The sequence below is a fragment of the Prosthecodimorpha staleyi genome, from assembly GCF_018729455.1.
Classification (GTDB): domain Bacteria; phylum Pseudomonadota; class Alphaproteobacteria; order Rhizobiales; family Ancalomicrobiaceae; genus Prosthecodimorpha; species Prosthecodimorpha staleyi.
Map to the genome: position 1 here is coordinate 157,090 of NZ_JAHHZF010000011.1, position 16,136 is coordinate 173,225.

Below are 16,136 nucleotides of genomic sequence, written 5' to 3' on the forward strand. Positions count from 1 at the left end.
CAACCGGATGGGCTCGCCGTGAACACGCGCTGCCGGACTGCGCTCGACTATGCCGGGATGATCCGGCGCGGGGAACCGTTCCATTTCGTCAAGATCAATCACGGCTTCTGGGAGCGCTATGCCCTCGCCCGCGACCATCGGGCCTTGCGCGGCCTGGACCGCTTCGATGCGCTGAGCGCGAGCGAAAAGGCCGACGACGCGGCCTTCCTGGCGGAGTTCAAGGCGCAGCTCCAAGCCCTGCCGGCGGCCGATCCGCCGATCGACTTCGGCGTGAGCCTGGACAACTGGCCCGGCTCCGGCCGCGAGGCGCCGACGCCGCATTTTCCGGCCGAGATCCTCGCGCCGATCGTCGCCGAATTCGTCCCCGCGCGGGCATTGACGGCGGATGCGCAGGTCTGGCGCCGCGCCGTCTTCGACGGGACCCTGGCGGCCTTCGTCGACGCGCTCAGAAGCCGCAAGGTGGTGGTCGTCGGCCCGCCATGGCTCGCGCATTTCGGCGCCTTCGCGCGTCTTCCCGACTGCCGGTTCGAGCCCATCCCGGCAACAGCCGCCCTGTCCGAACGTCATGCGATCCTGGAGCGGATCGCCGCCGCGCATCGTGCCGAGGAGGCGCCGGTCTATCTGATCCAGGCCGGGTACGTCTCCGCCTGGCTCGGCCCGCGCATCGCCCAAACCCTCGCCGGCTCGACCGTCGTCGATCTCGGCGCCTCGCTCGATCTCTGCCATATCCCCAAGGCCACGCGCTGGCGCTGGGCGCAGCACCGCCGCATGGAGGTCGCCGACACGATCCTGTCGATCAATCCCGATTGGCCGGCGGATCCGCGCGCCGCCCCCGGTCTGGCGCCCGAGGCGGCGGCGGAGCTCTGGGAGGAATTCACGACCGGCCGGCTCGCCGGGCTGTGGCGGCGGGTCGGCATCGGCCGCCCGGACACCCGGTCGAGCCTGCTCGACCGGCCCGACCTGGGCGCCAGGCATGTGCGCTTCGTCGAGGCGAAGCGGCCGGACTGGGGCCGCATCGCCGCCTTCGCCGCACTCTCCGAGACGGCCGGCATGTGGGCCAATGCCGGTCCTGTGGTGGCGGCCCTGGAGCGCGAGTTGGCGCGCCTGCTGAAGATCGGTCGGGGCCGCACGGTCGTGGCGGCAGCCTCCGGGACTGCGGCGACCTACGCGCTGGCGGGCCTGTCGGCCGTCGCCCTCGGACGCAATCCGCGCTGGGTGGCCTCGGCCTATGGGTTCCTGTCGAGCGGGATCGGCCCACTCTCGGACACGATCTTCGTGGATTGCGACGCATCCGGCATGATCGACCTGGCCGCCGTGGCGGCCCTGCCGGAGGCGGACTGGGACGGGCTGATCGCCACCAATGCGTTCGGACTTCAGGAGACCATGGCGCCGGTCATCGCCTTTTGCAGGGCGCGCGGCAAGCGGCTGATCGTCGATTCCGCGCAGGGCTTTCTGGGGATCGAGCGCGACGCGCCCGAACACCAGGCCGACGAGATCGTCAGCCTGCACGCCACCAAGCCGATCGGAACCGGCGAAGGCGGCTTCGCCATCGTGTCCGAAGAGGACGCGCCGCGCCTGCGCGCGCTGTTGAATTTCGGCGTCGGGCTCGACCCGGTCGCAAGGTCCTATGCGGCGAACGGAAAGATGTCCGAGATCGCCGCGGCGGCGGCGCTGGAGCGGCTGGAGAGGTTGCCGTCCTGGCGGCCGCTCTATGTATCCCAACGCGAAAGGATGGAGCTGATCGTCGGCCATCTGGGTCTGCGGCCGCTCGGGCGCCCGCCCGCCCGGTCGGTTCTGGCCAGCCTGCCGGTCCTGATGCCGGCCGCGTACCGGTCCGAGGATCTGCCGCCGGCCCGCTTCGATTGCGGCCGCTACTACCGGCCGCTGTCGCCGGATGCGCCGGTCGCCGCCTCGATCTACCGGCGCATGCTCAACCTGCCGTGCCATCCGGGCATGGCCGCGATCTCGAACGAAGAGATCCGCAGCCTGCTGACGGTTGTGGCCGGCGAGGTCGGGGCCGGGACGCCCGAGGACATCCAGGCGCTGCGGCGCCGGAAGCGCAGGACTCCAAGAAAACCGTGGTGGCTGGCATGGCGCCGACGATCGTGATCTACGGCTGCGGCGCGCTCGCCGCCGTCATGCGGGCGTGCCTCGCCGCGGAGGGACGGGCGGTCGCGGCCTTCACGGTCGAGGCCGGGTACCGTCAGTCGGAGCGGTTCGACGGATTGCCCCTGGTCGACTTTTCGGATGCCGGCGAACGGTTCCTGCCCGCCGAGACCGACCTGATCATCCCGATCGGCCCCCATGGCGACGGCAGCGGACCCAACGCGGTCCGCCGCAGGCTCGTCGCCGAAGCGGCGGCACGCGGGTTCCGCCTGCCGGGCTTCCGGGCCTCCGGGGCGCGAATCGCCTTGCCGGCGGGCGCGGACGATCCGCCGGGAGACAACCGCATTCTTTTCGACGGGGTGTCGGTGCAGCCCTTTGCCACCCTCGGCGCCAATGCGATCCTGCGCCACGGCGTGCAGGTTTCCCACCACGTCGCCGTCGAGGCGGATTGCTTCGTCGCCACCGGCGCGGTCCTGGGCGGCGGGTGCCGGATCGGACGCGGCAGTTTCGTGGGGCTGAACGCCACCGTCCGCGACGGGATCGCGATCGCGCCCGGCTGCGTGATCGGGGCCGGCGCGGTCGTGGTGGCGGATACGGAACCGGACGGCATCTACGCAGGCGTCCCGGCACGCCGCCTGTCCCGCCCGGCCCATACGGTCACGACCCCCTAGACAGTCACGATCCCGTAGCGCCCACCCGCCGGCCGGCGCCGGCGGGCCGCATCCGCATCCGTGTCACACTTCCAGCGATTGCCACTGCCCCGCCTCGATCTTAGACGCCGCGATGACCGCCTGGGTCCGGCTTTCGACACCGAGTTTCTGCAGGATGGCGGAGACATGCGCCTTCACGGTCGCTTCCGAGACCGACAGTTCGTAGGCGATCTGCTTGTTGAGCAGGCCCTCGCTCAGCATCATCAGGACGCGCACCTGCTGCGGCGTCAAAGTCGACAGGCGCTGCACCAGCTTGCCGGTCTCGTCGCCGGGCATCGCCGCGATGTTGACGTCGGGCGGGGTCCAGATGCCGCCGTTCATCACGGTAGCGATCGCCTCGCGGATCGAATCCGTGCCGAGCGACTTGGGCACGAAGCCGGCGGCCCCGAATTCCATGCAGCGGCGGATGGCCAACGGATCCTCGTTGGCCGAAACCACCACGACCGGCACTTCCGGATGCTGCGCTCGAAGATACATCAGTCCCGAAAAGCCGCGCACGCCCGGCATGTTCAGGTCGAGCAGGACCAGATCGACATCGCCGGCCTCGTCCAGAAGCTTGGAGACCGCATCGAGGGAGCCGGCTTCGGCGATGGTGACGCCTGCGAACATGGCTTCGAGTGTCTGGCGCAAAGCGCCGCGAAACAACGGATGGTCGTCCGCTATCACGAACCTGTAGACCGGGCTGCTGGCCAACGCGTGTTCCCCCCTGCGTTTTGCTTTGCCGTATCCGGCACCGTCTTGCCGCGGTATTCAGTCACGCGCCTGCGCCCTCCTCGCAGACACATGCATGTCGTTGGGAATTATCGGTTCGCGCCCGCCGTCATGCAAGGCGTAAGTCGCAGGGCGATCACGTCACGGTCGAACCGTGCGCCGCGGGATCGCGCGGGCCGGGTGCGGCGCCCATGGCCGTGCCTCCCGCCCGGCATGACGGCCCCGCAACGGAGCTCCGCCGGGCCTCCGACCGGACCGGGCTTGCGGCCGGCGGCGGGCTCTGATCCCATCGCCACGTTCCCCAACGCCACATCGGAAGCCGCCATGACCGCCACCCGCCATACCCTCCTCCCGCCGACAGAACCCTACCGCACCGGGCGCCTGAAGGTCTCCGACCTGCACGAGATCCATTTCGAGGAATGCGGCAACCCGGCCGGCAAGCCGGTGATCATGCTCCACGGCGGCCCGGGCGGCGGCATCAACCCGGCGATGCGGCGGCTGCACGATCCGGCCGCCTATCGGATCGTCCTGTTCGACCAGCGCGGCTGCGGCCGGTCCACGCCGCATGCCGAATTGCGCGAGAACACGACCTGGGATCTCGTCGCCGACATGGAGCGCCTGCGCGCATTGCTCGGCATCGAGCGCTGGCAGGTCTTCGGCGGCTCCTGGGGCTCGACGCTGGCGCTCGCCTATGCCGAGACCCATCCAGACCGGGTCAGCGAACTGATCCTGCGCGGCATCTTCACCCTGCGCCGCAAGGAACTGCTCTGGTTCTACCAGCAGGGCGCCAATGCCATCTTTCCGGAGACGTTCGAGCCCTATCGCGACCACATCCCCGAGGCCGAGCGTGGCGACATGATCGCCGCCTACCATCGGCGGCTGACCTCGGAGGACCCCGCCGTTCGGGTCGCGGCGGCCAGGACCTGGGCGCGCTGGGAGGGCTCCGCCCTGTCGCTGCTGCTCGATCCCGCCCGCGAGGCGGCCTTCGGCGAGGACCATTATGCCGAGGCCTTCGCCCGCATCGAATGCCACTACTTCGTCAACCGCGGCTTCTTCGACAGCGACTCGCAGCTGATCGACAATGTCGGGCGCATCCGTCACATCCCCGGCGTCATTGTGCACGGGCGCTACGACATGTGCACGCCGGTGTTCATCGCCCACGATCTCGCCCGGGCCTGGCCGGAAGCGGATTTCCGCATCGTGCCGGACGGAGGGCACGCCGTCACCGAGCCGGGCATCACGCATGAACTGATCGCGGCGACGGAACGGTTCAAGACCCGGCCGGCCTGACGGGGAGCCGTCCAACGGGGCGACGCCATCGCACGGTGGGCAGCGCGGCGGGCGCCGCCAGCCGGAAGGGTCTATCGGGTGGGCGGCGCGGCGGACGCCGCCAGCCGCCGGGCGATCGACGGCGCCCGCCAGGCGACCCAACCCAGCGTGGCGAGATTGCCGAGCACAAACAGCGCCACCACGAAAGCCAGCACCACGCCGACGCGCCGCTCGAAGGCGGCGACCAGACCGGTCGTGACGACGAAGCCGAGATAGAGGTCGATCAGCGCGACCAGCCCCCAGGGATCGGCCGCCACCGTCGCGAAGGAGGCGAAGAGATCGGCGCGGCGGCTCGCCCACACGATCACGCCGGCAAAGACCGCGGCGGCAGCGAGGGCGGCAAGGCGGATCAGGGTCGCGGGCAGCGGCATCGGAACTGTCTCCTCCGCCCGTCTACGCGCCGGCGTACCGGTCGGTTCAATCGCGGCCCCGCGCCGTCCGGCCATGCCCCGTCACCGGCCGAGATAGTGCATCGTCACCTCGCGCCGGTGCGGCCGGGTTCGGTGCTCGAGAAGATAGATCGCCTGCCAGGTGCCCAGATCGGCGCGGCCGCCGATCACCGGCACGGCCAGCGACACCCCGGTCAGCACCGCCTTGGCATGAGCCGGCATGTCGTCCGCGCCCTCCATGGCGTGCCGATAGTCGCGGTCCGCCGGCGCGAAACGGTCGAGCAGGCCGGCAAGATCGGCCAGCACGTCCGGATCGGTGTTCTCCTGGACGGTCAGCGACGCGGAGGTGTGGCGAAGGAACAGCGTGACGAGACCGTCGGCCGCCCCGATCGAGGCCAGCCACTCCGAGACCGCCGCCGTCAGGTCGACGGCATCGCGCCCGCGGGTCGGCACGGCGAGGCGGGCGAGCGCCTGTCTCCCGACCGCCTCAGGACCGGCAAGATCGCTCCGAGCGATGCCGTTCTGCCATGATGCTGCCCGCATCCTGCCCTTCTCCTCCGTTTTGGGGCCTCGACGCCGGCACCGGCCACCCCAGCCGGCGCGCCGTCATCGATGAGGCGTCCGTCGCCATTGAATAGTGCCGCGCGCTCCGACAAGATACGGACGACTGCGAAGCCCAGGAGTTCTGGCCCCATGCTCGATTGGATCGCGACGGCCGGCGTGCAACTGGCGGTCCTCGTGCTCATCGTCGTCGCGGTCGGCATCGGCATCGCCGCGACGGTTAAGCGGGAGCGCGAGGCGGCCGCCCTGGCGCGCGCCGCGGCCGGCGCCGTACCCTCGGCCCCGCAGCCGATCATCACCAAGCAGGCGCCCCCGAAGGTCGCGCTCGCGGTGCTGGAATTCGAGGACGACCCGGGCGTGGTCGCGATCGACCAGCCGCGCGTGACGATCGGCCGGCATTCCGACGACGACATCCGCGTCAAGGACGTGACCGTCTCGCGCCATCACGCCGTCCTGCAGATGAACGCGCAGGGCCTGTTCGAGATCCACAACCAGACCGCCGGACGCTCGGAGCCCAACCCGCTGCTGGTCAACGGCGTCTATCGCGAGCATGCCGAACTGGCCGACGGCGACCTGGTCACCATCGGCGGCGTCACCTTCCGGTTCCGGCGCGAGGGGGCCCGCACGGCGGCCTGATCGAGCCTCCGGCCGGACCGTGCGGCCTCATCCATTCCGGCGGCCCGATCGGCCGCATCGTTCATTCGAGGACTTTGCCATGTCCAGGTTCAACGACCCCGAAGAGGACCGCACCCGCGTCGTCGGCACGCGCCCGGGCGAGGAGGAGGCGCTACGGCTTGAGGGCGATCTCGATGCGGTCGAGACGCAACTGGTGATGCGGCGCTCCAACAACCCGATGGCCCGCCTCGTCGTGATCGATGGCCACGGCCTCGGCAATGCCAAGCCGATCTATCCGGGCACCAATTCGATCGGCCGCGACCGCAAGAACCGGGTCGCGCTCGATTTCGGCGACGACACCATTTCGCGCATCGACCATGCCATCATCGTCTGCGACGATCGCAGCCTCAACTTCCGCATCTATGACGGCGGCAAGCTGAACCCGGTCCATGTCAACAGCGTGCTGGTCACCGGCGAGCGCGAACTGTCGATCGGCGACGTGATCGAACTCGGCTCGACGCTGCTCAGGCTCGAGGCCGTGTGACGACGGTGGTACCGGCCCGACGCCCGCCGAGCAGGCGCGCGCCGTAAAGCCGCTCCAGAAGATCGAACAGCGGCATGGTCAGCGTGGTGGAGACCAGCGCCACGATCACCAGCGCCGAATAGGTCGCCGGCCCGACCAGACCGCGCTCGAAGAACACCGTCACGATGACGAGTTCCATCAGCCCCTTGGTCTGCAGCAGCACGCCGAGCCCGGCACCCATCGCCCAGGTCTCGCCGGCGAGCCGGGCGGTCAGCATGGTGGCGGCGAGCTTGGCCAGGACGCAGACGGCCAGTGCGACCACGAAGATGGTCCAGATCGCCGGATCGGCGAGGCTGAACGAGGTCTTCAGGCCGGTCGCCAGGAAGAAGAACGGCATCAGGATCAGGGCGGTCGGCACGTCGAGCCTGTCGGCGGCCAACTGGCGTATGCGCTCGGGCAGGAACAGGCCGGCCACGAAGGCGCCGACCACGTTGTGCAGGCCGAACAGCAGCGTCAGCGAGGACGCGGCGAAGATCACGATGGCGACGGCACTCATCACCACCCGTTCCGGCGCCCGGCGCGCCATCATGGCCAGGATCAGCGGCCCCGCGACGAAGCGCACGCCGAGGCAGGCGACCAGCCCGCTGCCGAGCGCCATGGCGCCTTCGCGCAGGAGACCGCCCTCGCCGGCCGCAAACGGCAGCAGCACGGCCATGCCGGCCCACAGAATGGCGTCGCCGACCCCGGCCGCCGCCAGCGCCACCGCGCCGACCCGCACCTGCAGGATGTCGAGTTCGCGCAGCAGGACGGCCAGCACCGGCAGGGCCGGGACCGCGTTGCACAGCCCGAAGGCGATCGCGAACAGGGCCGCCCCCTGGCCGCCCGCCATCGACGGAAAGCGGCCGGCCAGCGCCCACCCGGCCGCCGCACCGATCGCCCAGGTGGCGATGAGGCCGCCGGCCCCGACGGCGAAGATCGTCCGGGCGGCCGGGCCGACGAGGTCGTGATCGGCCTCGGTGCCGGCCTTGAAGGCGAACAGGGTGACGGCGAGCGTGGCGATGGCGTTGACCCCGCCGAGCAGGTCCTTGGAGAACAGGAAGGCGAAGACATCCGGCGCCGCCATGCCGAGAACCGAAGGTCCGAGCAGGACCCCGGTCAGGATCTGGACGACGACCAGCGGCAGGAACCGGCGCAACCCGAGCACCCACCAGAACAGGAAGGGCACGACCAGCACGACGGTCGCCTGGAGCAGCAGAATGGACGCGGTCGTGTGGTGCATCGAAGCCTCGCTGGGCGCGAACCTTCCATGGGTGCGGCGCAGGGTCAACGAAGGGCGCCCTTCCGGCCGGCCGGCGGGGCGGATAGTGTCGGCGCTCCCGAACGATCCCCCGGAGCCGCGACGCGCCGATGACCGGACTGCCCGATCCCGCTCTCTTCCGTCCCGACGCCATCCCGGAGGAGACCCGCCGGCTCAATGCCGAGATCACGGCGAAGATTGAGGCCCTGCCGGATGTCTGGAGCGTGCCGGCCCATGTGGTGCGCGACCGGCGCGCCCGCGGCCTCGGCCCGTTTCCGCCGGCGCCGAAGTCGGCGCGCGCCGAGGCGCTCGATATCGACGGCCCGCGCGGCCCGATCACGCTGCGGACGATCGCGCCCGCGGAGGGTCCGGCCCGCGGCGTCTACCTGCACATCCATGGCGGCGGCTGGACACTCGGCGCCGCCGACCAGCAGGACCCACGGCTCGAACGGATCGCCGACACGACCGGGCTGACCGCGGTGTCGGTCGAATACCGGCTCGCGCCCGAGCATCCCTATCCGGCCGGCCCCGACGATTGCGAGGCTGCCGCACTCTGGCTGCTCGGCCCCGGCCGGACACGGTTCGAGACCGGGCGGCTGGCGATCGGCGGCGAATCGGCCGGCGCGCATCTCGCCGTCGTAACCCTCCTGCGCCTGCGCGACCGGCACGGCCTGACCCCGTTCCATGCCGCCAACCTGGTCGCGGGCTGCTTCGATCTGGCGCTGACGCCGAGCGCGCGCCGGTTCGGGCTCGAGAAGCTGGTCCTGTCGACCCGCGACATCACCATGTTCGTGCGCCATTTCCTGCTGCGCGGCGGCGATCCGGCCGACCCGGACATCTCGCCCCTGCAGGCCGACCTGGCCGGCCTGCCGCCGGCGCTGTTCTCGGTCGGCACCCGCGATGCGCTGCTCGACGACAGCCTGTTCATGGCGGCGCGCTGGAGCGCGGCCGGAAACGCGGCCGAATTGGCCGTCTTTCCGGGCGGCTGCCACGTCTTCCAGGCCTTTCCGTCCGCCCAGACCGAGGCGAGCCTGGCGCGGATGGACCGTTTCCTGGCGGAATGCAGCCGGTGAGCGTGGCGCGTCGGCATCGCCGGGAGACAAAGCCGCATGGCGGAACGGCCCGGCCGCTTTCTCGCCGCAATGGATGGTCAGGAAGCGGTGGGATACGAATGCCGTACCCCATTGAACCAATCCGTCCGGATGGGCTATGACGGGCACCGATCAGCCCCGGGGGTCGATGAGAACCATGATGAATGTCCTGAAAAGCGTCGTGAAGCAGGTGGTCGTCACGACGATGACTGCGGTCATGACGCTCCTCGGTATGGCCGTCGGCTCCGCCGTGGCACAGGGTGCCAAGAGCGGCGACGGGATCGCGACCGACGGCTGGATCAAGATCTGCCGGACGGACGAGAAGGCCAAGAAGGAGCTGTGTCAGACCGGATACGATCTGCGCACCACCAGCGGCCAGTTCCTGGCGTCCTTCTCGCTGATGGAAATGACCGGAGAGGCGCGCAAGATCGTTCGCCTGATCGTTCCGACCGGTCTTCTGCTGCAGCCGGGCCTCAAGGTCCAGGTCGACGACGGCAAGGCCGAAGAAGGCAAGTTCGGCTGGTGCGCGCCCGACGGCTGCGTGGTCCAGCTGGTGGCGAGCGATCCCTTCGTGGCGGCCCTCAAGAAGGGCAAGGCCATCGTGGTCAACGCTCAGGGTCAGGCCGCCAACGCGGTTGCCTTCAACTTCCCGCTGGCGACCTACAAGGCGGCCAACGAGGGCAAGCCGATCGACCAGGAAACCTTCAAGAAGCGCCAAGAAGCGATCGCGGCGGAAGTGAACGCCAAGCGCCAGTCGATCGAGGATCAGCTGCGCGCCGCCCAGCGCAAGGCGCAGCAACAGCAGTAGGCCGGTGCGCCCGGTCCGGGTGCAGTTCGACCGCTCTTGGCGCCGATCCGGCGGGCCCCTCCAGGGGCCCGTTTGCGTTTCCGAGCCGCCTTCGTCTGGGACGAGAAACACCGGGCCGGATCGCTTCGGCACCGATTGCCTTTCGGAGGTGGAGACCGCGCGCCCGATGGCCCGTCCGCCTCGCGTGAGGCTGCCTCGCCGGTGGGGGCTCCTCGGGGCCGTCGGGCCTGGTCGCCTGGGAGCCGGCGCGCCTGATCGCCCGCGGCGCAGCCTCCTCGTCCGCGGCAATTGGGGCGAACCGAGCCTGGTTTGATCAGGTCCGCACGGAAGGATCGCCTTGGATGGCGTCGCCGGTTCGCCATGCGGGGGCCAACGGACCTGCTCGGACATGCGCGAGCCGCGCCGATCCCGCCGGCGCGCCCGACCCGGTCCGTGTCTGCCCGGCAAGGCTGCCAAGCGCGGCGCCGGGCATGCCACCCGCGGCGGCGGGCATGCCACCCGCAGCGCCGCGGCGAGCGGACCGCATCGCCCCGTTTCGATGCCGTTCCGTCGTCGCCACAGCCGTACGGATCGTACCGATCCGCCTCTGCCAGGGCCTTCCGATAGACTGTGGGGTCGACCCGACAGGCCGCCCCGGCCGGATCGGTCAGTTCCTGGTCTTCTCGCGCATCTTGATCATGTCGGCGACCTGGCCGACCGTCGTCTTCAGTTCGTCAAGCGCCAGCTCGCAATCCCGCTTCTGGGCCTCAAGCACGCCGATCTGTTCGTTGAACTTCTTCAGGGCGACACGCAATTGCGTGAGCTGATTGTCTTTCAGGTCATAGAGATCGAGGACTTCCTTGATCTCGGTCAGCGAAAAGCCGACCCGCTTGCCCATGAGGACAAGTTTCAGCCTAGCCCGATCCCGCCGATTGTAGATGCGATTGAGACCCTCGCGCCGTGGGTTCAGCAGCCCCTTGTCTTCATAGAAGCGCAAGGTGCGCAAGGTCACATCGAATTCACGCGCCAGATCCCCTATCGTAAACCAAGCCTGCCGCGCTTCGACGGGACCGCCCGACAGGCGCTCCACGTCGTCGGACCCCGGCTTTTCAGCCGTCCGTGCATTCGTACCCATGGGAACAGCTCCTATCTCGAAAGAGAATCGAGAGAAGTTCCCCCACCCCGGATCATCATTATTTTTTATATCAGGTGACGTGATATTCTCTACCTCACGTCAGGTCAATAGCGGCGGGACCGATCGATGCCGGGTTTGCTGCATCGCCGCCATCCCATCAGGGCATTGCTGACAGGACCGCACCGGGGGAGCCGCAACCGTTTCCGCCCTCGGTCAGGACATCCGCGCCCGCACGGCACGCAATTCCGGGGCCGATCACTGTGGGGATTCGTTAACGGAGGTTTCCCGACTCTTCATGCGTCCCGCAGCGGTTAACCCGTTATTTACCATGACCGCCTGACTCTGCCTCCGGTGACGGCGGCGGGCGCCGAATCGCCCGATCGGAATTTCGGCGCCCCGCCCTCGATGAGGTCGCACATGACGTGGAGTGTCCGCGGGATCGACGACGAGGCCAGGGAACGTGCGCTGGGTGAAGCCCGGCGCGCGGGGCTGTCGGTCGGCGAATGGCTGAACTCGGTCATTCTGGACCGGCGCCAGGATCCGTCCACGGCGGCGCCCGCCGGAGGGATCGGACCGGCGGCCCCCGCCAATCCGATGGCGGTGGAAGTCGAACGCAAACTCGCCGAACTGACCGAGCGACTGCAGCGGCTGAGCGCCACGCCGTCTGCGCCCCCCCGCATGTCGGCCCCGACCGCAACAAGCGCCTCGCCCGCACTCCCCGCACTCCCCGCCCAGGCCGCCCCGAGCCCGATGCCGGTCGCCGCGCAGGCCGCGACGCCGGCCGCCGCAGCGGGCCGGCCGATGGACGATCCCGAAGCGCTCGCCCGCGCCCTCGCCAGGCTGATCGGCGCCCCGAAACCCGAGGAGCCGATGCGGCCGGCCGTCAACCGCCCCGCCGAGGTGCCGGTCGTCACCGCCGATCCGCCCGCGCGCGCCGAACTCGCGCCGTCCGGCGGACGCGGCAGCCTGGATGGCGGCGACCGCACGACCGGGCTGTTGAAGACCCTCGAGAACCTCGACGCACGCCTGCGCACTCTCCGTGCCGCAGCGTCATCCCCGGAGACGGCCGCACACCGCAGCGGCGAGACGACGGTCGCGCTTTCGGCGGCAGCGGCGCCCCCTGCCGGAGGCCCCGAAATCCGGATCCCGGCCGCCGCGCCGGAGCCGACCGCCCGGCCTGCAGCGACCGCCCGGACGGAAGCGTCCGTCCGCTCCCCCGTGGCCCCTCCGGCCGAGACCGGAACGCTTCTGTCGACCCGGCTCGACCTCCTCCAGAGCGCAATCGCAGAGATCACGGCGCGCCGCCAGACCCTGGCCGCCGAAGCCGGGACCGGCAGCGCGGAGCGGCCCGGACCGCAGGCGATCGCCGTTTCGGCCGCGCCGCCGGTCGCCTCGGCCCCGCGGCCGCGCCTGCCGGAACTGAACCTGCCGGCCGCGCCGCTGACCCAGGTGTTGCTGACCCCGGCACCGCCGACACCGGCACCGCAGCCCCAGGCGCCTCTGGGCGCGGCGATCCCGCCGCTGGCGCCCGCGGCCGTCCCCAGCATGGCCGAGATCGAACGGCATTTCCGCGCCCTTGCCGAACGGATCGACGGACTGGCCGCCAGACGCGATCCGGTCGGGCCGACCGACCTCCTCGACGAGATCCGCGCCTTCCGGGCCGACATGGAAAGCCGCGGCCGCCATCCGACGGCCGCCGACCTGAGCATGGTCGAGACGATCGTCGGGCGCGTCGACGCGCTGGCGGCCGCGCGCATCGACCCGAACATGCTCGATCCCCTGGTGCTGGAGATCGCGCGGCTGCGCGACACCATCGCGCAGTCCGATCCGCAACCCGGCTTCGCCCGGCTGGAGGCGGGGCTCGGCCATGTCGTCGCACGCGTCGAAGATCTCGGCCGCCATGACGTCGAGCGGGACGCGGCCGATCGCGCCGTCCTGACCGCCATCGCCACGGAGCTCGGTGCCCTGCGGACCCGGCTCGAAGCCTTGCCGGATGCCGGCGAGGTCGCCGGCCTGCGCGCGCTGGTCGCCGGCGTCGCCGGTCAGGTCGAGACTTTCGGGGCCGACGCCGCCGAGGCGCGCCGCCTCGCCGCCGGTCTCGAGGAAATCCGGCAGGCGCTCGGCGCTTTCGATGCCGGCGGATTGGTTCGCCTGTTCGACCAGCGGCTGACCGAGATCGCCGAGAAGATCGCGGCCCTGGAGAGCCGGCCCGGACCCGGGCTCGCCCCGGATCGGCTGGAGGCCCTGATCGACGAGTTGCGGGCGATCCGGGCGGGCAGCGGCACCGCGGAGGCCCTGCAGGCGATCGAGGATCAGACCTTCGAGGTGACCCGCCGGCTTGCCGCCATCGAGGCTGCCGCGCGGCGCGACGACAATGCGGTGATCACGGCCCGCATCGCCTCCCTGGCCGAGCAGCTCGACCGGCTCGGCGAAAGAACCCCGGACGCGACCCAGGTTGCGGCCATCCAGACGGCGATCGCCGACCTGGTCGAACGGCTCGACCGGGCGGAGGCGCCCCGCTCCGGCGACGCGCCCCAGTTCGGGGCGATCGAGGCGCTGCTGCATCGCATCGACGAGCAGATGGCCGGCCTCCGGCCGTCGCACCATCTCGACATGATGGAGGCCTTCGAGGCGCGCGTCACGACCCTCGTCGACAAGCTCGACCGGCTCGAACTGCGCCCGTTCACCGGCCTCGACCCGAGCGCGCTCGCACGCGAGATCGCCGCGCTGCGCACCGAGATCGCCCGTTCGGTGGCGCAGCCGTCCTCCGCCGCGATCGAGGCGCGCCTTAACGAGCTCGGCGACCGGATCGATCGGGCGCGCATCACCGTCGATGAGCGGGCGATGGTCCTGATCGAGGAGCAGCTCGGGCGCCTCAATCGGCAGATCGAGGAGAGCGAGAGCCGGAATTCCGGGCTTGGCGCCATCGAGGAAACCCTGACGCGCATCCAGATGATCCTGTCGGAACAACAGGATCTGACCATGGAGACGGCCCGTCAGGTGGCCCGCGAGGCGCTGTCCGAGATCGCCGGGGTGACCGAGGATCGCGGAACCCTGGCCGCCGTCGAGGCGCTGCGGGCCGAGATGGCCGCCCTCCAGAACGGCATGCGCGAGCATGAGGCGGCCGCGGCGACCACGCTCCGCTCGGTCCACGACGCCCTGGCGGCGGTGATCCAGCGGCTCGGCGCCGTCGAGGGCCGGACCGCGACGCCGCCTGCCGCCGAACTGCTGGCGAGCCTGCAGAGCGGCCTGCTGCGCGCCGAACAGAGCCGCACGGTCACGGAGGACGCCCGCCCGCTCGCCGTCGGGTCGGGCAAGCCCGGCCTGCGCGGCCGTGCGGCCGATCCGGAGGCGGCATCGTCCGATCGGCGGGCCGGCGAAACCGACGAGACGATGGCCGCGGCCCCGCGGCGCACCGACTTCATCGCGGCGGCGCGGCGGGCCGCGCAGGCAGCCCAGCAGGCGGAGACGCTCCCGGTCGATGAACCGTTCGTCGAGCCGCAGCCCGGCCCGCAGAACGACGGTCTCGTGCCCGAAGAGAATCCGCGCGGTCCGCTGGCGCGGATCGGCGCCGCCCTGCGGGGCCGGCGCCGTCCGCTGATGCTGGCGGCCGCCGCCGTGCTGCTCGCCGTCTTCGCGCTGCAGATGCTGCCCGGCCAGCGCCAGACCGAGACCGCCGGTACGGCCGCGAAAGCGCCGCAGGTGGCCGAACTCGGCAAGCCGGTGCGCGACCCGGCCGGGACGGCCGTCCCGGCAGTCGGCGGCACCCCGGCGACCGGCGGCACGCCGCCCGCCCTCGTTGCGCCCTCCCAGTCCGGCAGCGCCAGCCTGACTCCGCCGTCGATCCCGCCCGGCGGCTTCATCGACACGCCGCGCCCGTCGATCGCACCGGGCGGCTTCGCGACGACCCCGACCGCGACGCCCGAGGCGGGTGTGCAGCCGGTCCGCATCGCGGCCCCGCCGCCTTCGCTCGGCGCCGATCCGATCATCACCGGCGGCATCCAGAAGGCCCCCGAGGACCAAGGCGGCAGCGCCAACCTCGAGCCGCCGGAGGCGATCGGCTCGTCCGCGCTGCGCAAGGCGGCCGCGGCGGGCGACGTCAAGGCGCAGTTCGAGGTCGGCATGCGCTTTGCCGAAGGCCGCGGCGTGATCGCCGATCCGAAGGAGGCCGCGATCTGGTATCAGCGCGCCGCCGACCGCGGCTTCCCGCCGGCACAGTACCGGCTCGGCTCCGCCTACGAGAAGGGCCATACCGGCACGCGCGATCCGATCCAGGCGCGCCGCTGGTACCTTTCCGCGGCCGAGAAGGGCAATGTGCGCGCCATGCACAATCTCGGCGTGCTGTTCGCCAACGACCGCGACATGACCAATGCGGTGCCGTGGTTCCAGAAGGCGGCGGAATACGGACTGCGCGACAGCCAGTTCAACCTCGGCATCATCTATGCGCTCGGCTCTGGCGTGAAGCAGGACCTCGCCGTCTCCTACAAATGGTTCGGCCTCGCGGCCCTGCAGGGCGACAAGGACGCCGAGAAGAAGCGCGACGAGGTGGCGGGCCATCTCGACAAGAGCAATCTCGCCGCCGCCAAGGCCGCCGTCGAGGTGTTCCGGGCCCGCGCGGCGGACAAGACCGCCAATGAGGAGGCAACGGTCTGGATCGAGCCCGGCGCATCGCAGGCCGGTCTCGGTCCGGCCGACACGATCCAGCGCGTCCAGGCGCTGCTGCAATCCCGCGGTCTCTATGGCGGGGCGATCACCGGCACGCTCGACGACAAGACCCGGCAGGCGGTCCGGACCCAGCAGCGCAAGCTGAACATGAAGCCGACCGGAGAACCCGACGAAGCCTTCCTGAGAGCCCTGCAGGGCAACGCGACCTGATCGGTCC

General features: G+C 70.8%; 13 protein-coding genes. 8 read left to right on the forward strand and 5 right to left on the reverse strand.

Translation table 11 applies throughout. From position 1 onward, the window contains the following. The first annotated feature begins 18 nt into the window (after positions 1-18). Positions 19-2,109, forward strand: coding sequence for a DegT/DnrJ/EryC1/StrS family aminotransferase (locus KL771_RS21350; RefSeq protein WP_261970529.1), 2,091 nt, complete (start codon positions 19-21; stop codon positions 2,107-2,109). After that, the gene (locus tag KL771_RS21355) at positions 2,091-2,777 is read left to right on the forward strand and encodes a DapH/DapD/GlmU-related protein (protein WP_261970530.1); all 687 of its coding nucleotides are present in this window, start codon (positions 2,091-2,093) and stop codon (positions 2,775-2,777) included. Before KL771_RS21350 ends, KL771_RS21355 begins: the two co-directional genes overlap by 19 nt. Positions 2,778-2,840: 63 nt before the next feature. On the opposite strand, the gene KL771_RS21360 is transcribed toward KL771_RS21355, so the two are convergent. Then, positions 2,841-3,509, reverse strand: a complete 669-nt coding sequence (locus KL771_RS21360) for a response regulator transcription factor (RefSeq protein ID WP_261970531.1) — start codon at positions 3,507-3,509, stop codon at positions 2,841-2,843. Positions 3,510-3,851: 342 nt separating this feature from the next. Here KL771_RS21360 and pip point away from each other — a divergent pair, with 342 nt between their 5' ends. Further along, on the forward strand, positions 3,852-4,817 hold the full coding sequence (pip, locus tag KL771_RS21365; protein WP_261970532.1) for a prolyl aminopeptidase: 966 nt from the start codon (positions 3,852-3,854) through the stop codon (positions 4,815-4,817). A 71-nt stretch (positions 4,818-4,888) separates the two neighbouring features. On the opposite strand, the gene KL771_RS21370 is transcribed toward pip, so the two are convergent. Both KL771_RS21370 and KL771_RS21375 read right to left on the reverse strand, forming a co-directional pair. Then, positions 4,889-5,227 (reverse strand): hypothetical protein, encoded by a 339-nt coding sequence (locus tag KL771_RS21370; protein ID WP_261970533.1) that lies wholly within the window; start codon positions 5,225-5,227, stop codon positions 4,889-4,891. 81 nt (positions 5,228-5,308) lie between these two features. Next, entirely contained in the window at positions 5,309-5,788 is a 480-nt protein-coding gene (locus KL771_RS21375; protein WP_261970534.1) for a secondary thiamine-phosphate synthase enzyme YjbQ, read from the reverse strand. Between the two features lie 150 nt (positions 5,789-5,938). Between KL771_RS21375 and KL771_RS21380 the strand changes: the two genes are divergently transcribed. Both KL771_RS21380 and KL771_RS21385 read left to right on the forward strand, forming a co-directional pair. Further along, complete coding sequence (locus KL771_RS21380) at positions 5,939-6,442, forward strand: FHA domain-containing protein (RefSeq protein ID WP_261970535.1); 504 nt, start codon at positions 5,939-5,941, stop codon at positions 6,440-6,442. Between the two features lie 79 nt (positions 6,443-6,521). After that, positions 6,522-6,965 (forward strand): FHA domain-containing protein, encoded by a 444-nt coding sequence (locus KL771_RS21385; protein WP_261970536.1) that lies wholly within the window; start codon positions 6,522-6,524, stop codon positions 6,963-6,965. Here the strand turns inward: KL771_RS21385 and KL771_RS21390 are convergent. Further along, complete coding sequence (locus KL771_RS21390) at positions 6,946-8,223, reverse strand: cation:proton antiporter (protein ID WP_261970537.1); 1,278 nt, start codon at positions 8,221-8,223, stop codon at positions 6,946-6,948. The genes KL771_RS21385 and KL771_RS21390 overlap by 20 nt on opposite strands. Before the next feature lie 128 nt (positions 8,224-8,351). On the opposite strand from KL771_RS21390, the gene KL771_RS21395 reads away from it, so the two are divergent. Together KL771_RS21395 and KL771_RS21400 are read left to right on the forward strand one after the other, a co-directional pair. Next, positions 8,352-9,314 (forward strand): alpha/beta hydrolase, encoded by a 963-nt coding sequence (locus KL771_RS21395; protein ID WP_261970538.1) that lies wholly within the window; start codon positions 8,352-8,354, stop codon positions 9,312-9,314. Positions 9,315-9,492: 178 nt separating this feature from the next. Next, positions 9,493-10,140 (forward strand): invasion associated locus B family protein, encoded by a 648-nt coding sequence (locus KL771_RS21400; RefSeq protein WP_261970539.1) that lies wholly within the window; start codon positions 9,493-9,495, stop codon positions 10,138-10,140. A gap of 646 nt (positions 10,141-10,786) precedes the next feature. On the opposite strand, the gene KL771_RS21405 is transcribed toward KL771_RS21400, so the two are convergent. Then, positions 10,787-11,254, reverse strand: coding sequence for a MerR family transcriptional regulator (locus KL771_RS21405; RefSeq protein WP_261970540.1), 468 nt, complete (start codon positions 11,252-11,254; stop codon positions 10,787-10,789). Positions 11,255-11,671: 417 nt separating this feature from the next. On the opposite strand from KL771_RS21405, the gene KL771_RS21410 reads away from it, so the two are divergent. Then, entirely contained in the window at positions 11,672-16,129 is a 4,458-nt protein-coding gene (locus tag KL771_RS21410; protein ID WP_261970541.1) for a peptidoglycan-binding protein, read from the forward strand. The last annotated feature ends 7 nt before the right edge of the window (positions 16,130-16,136 follow it).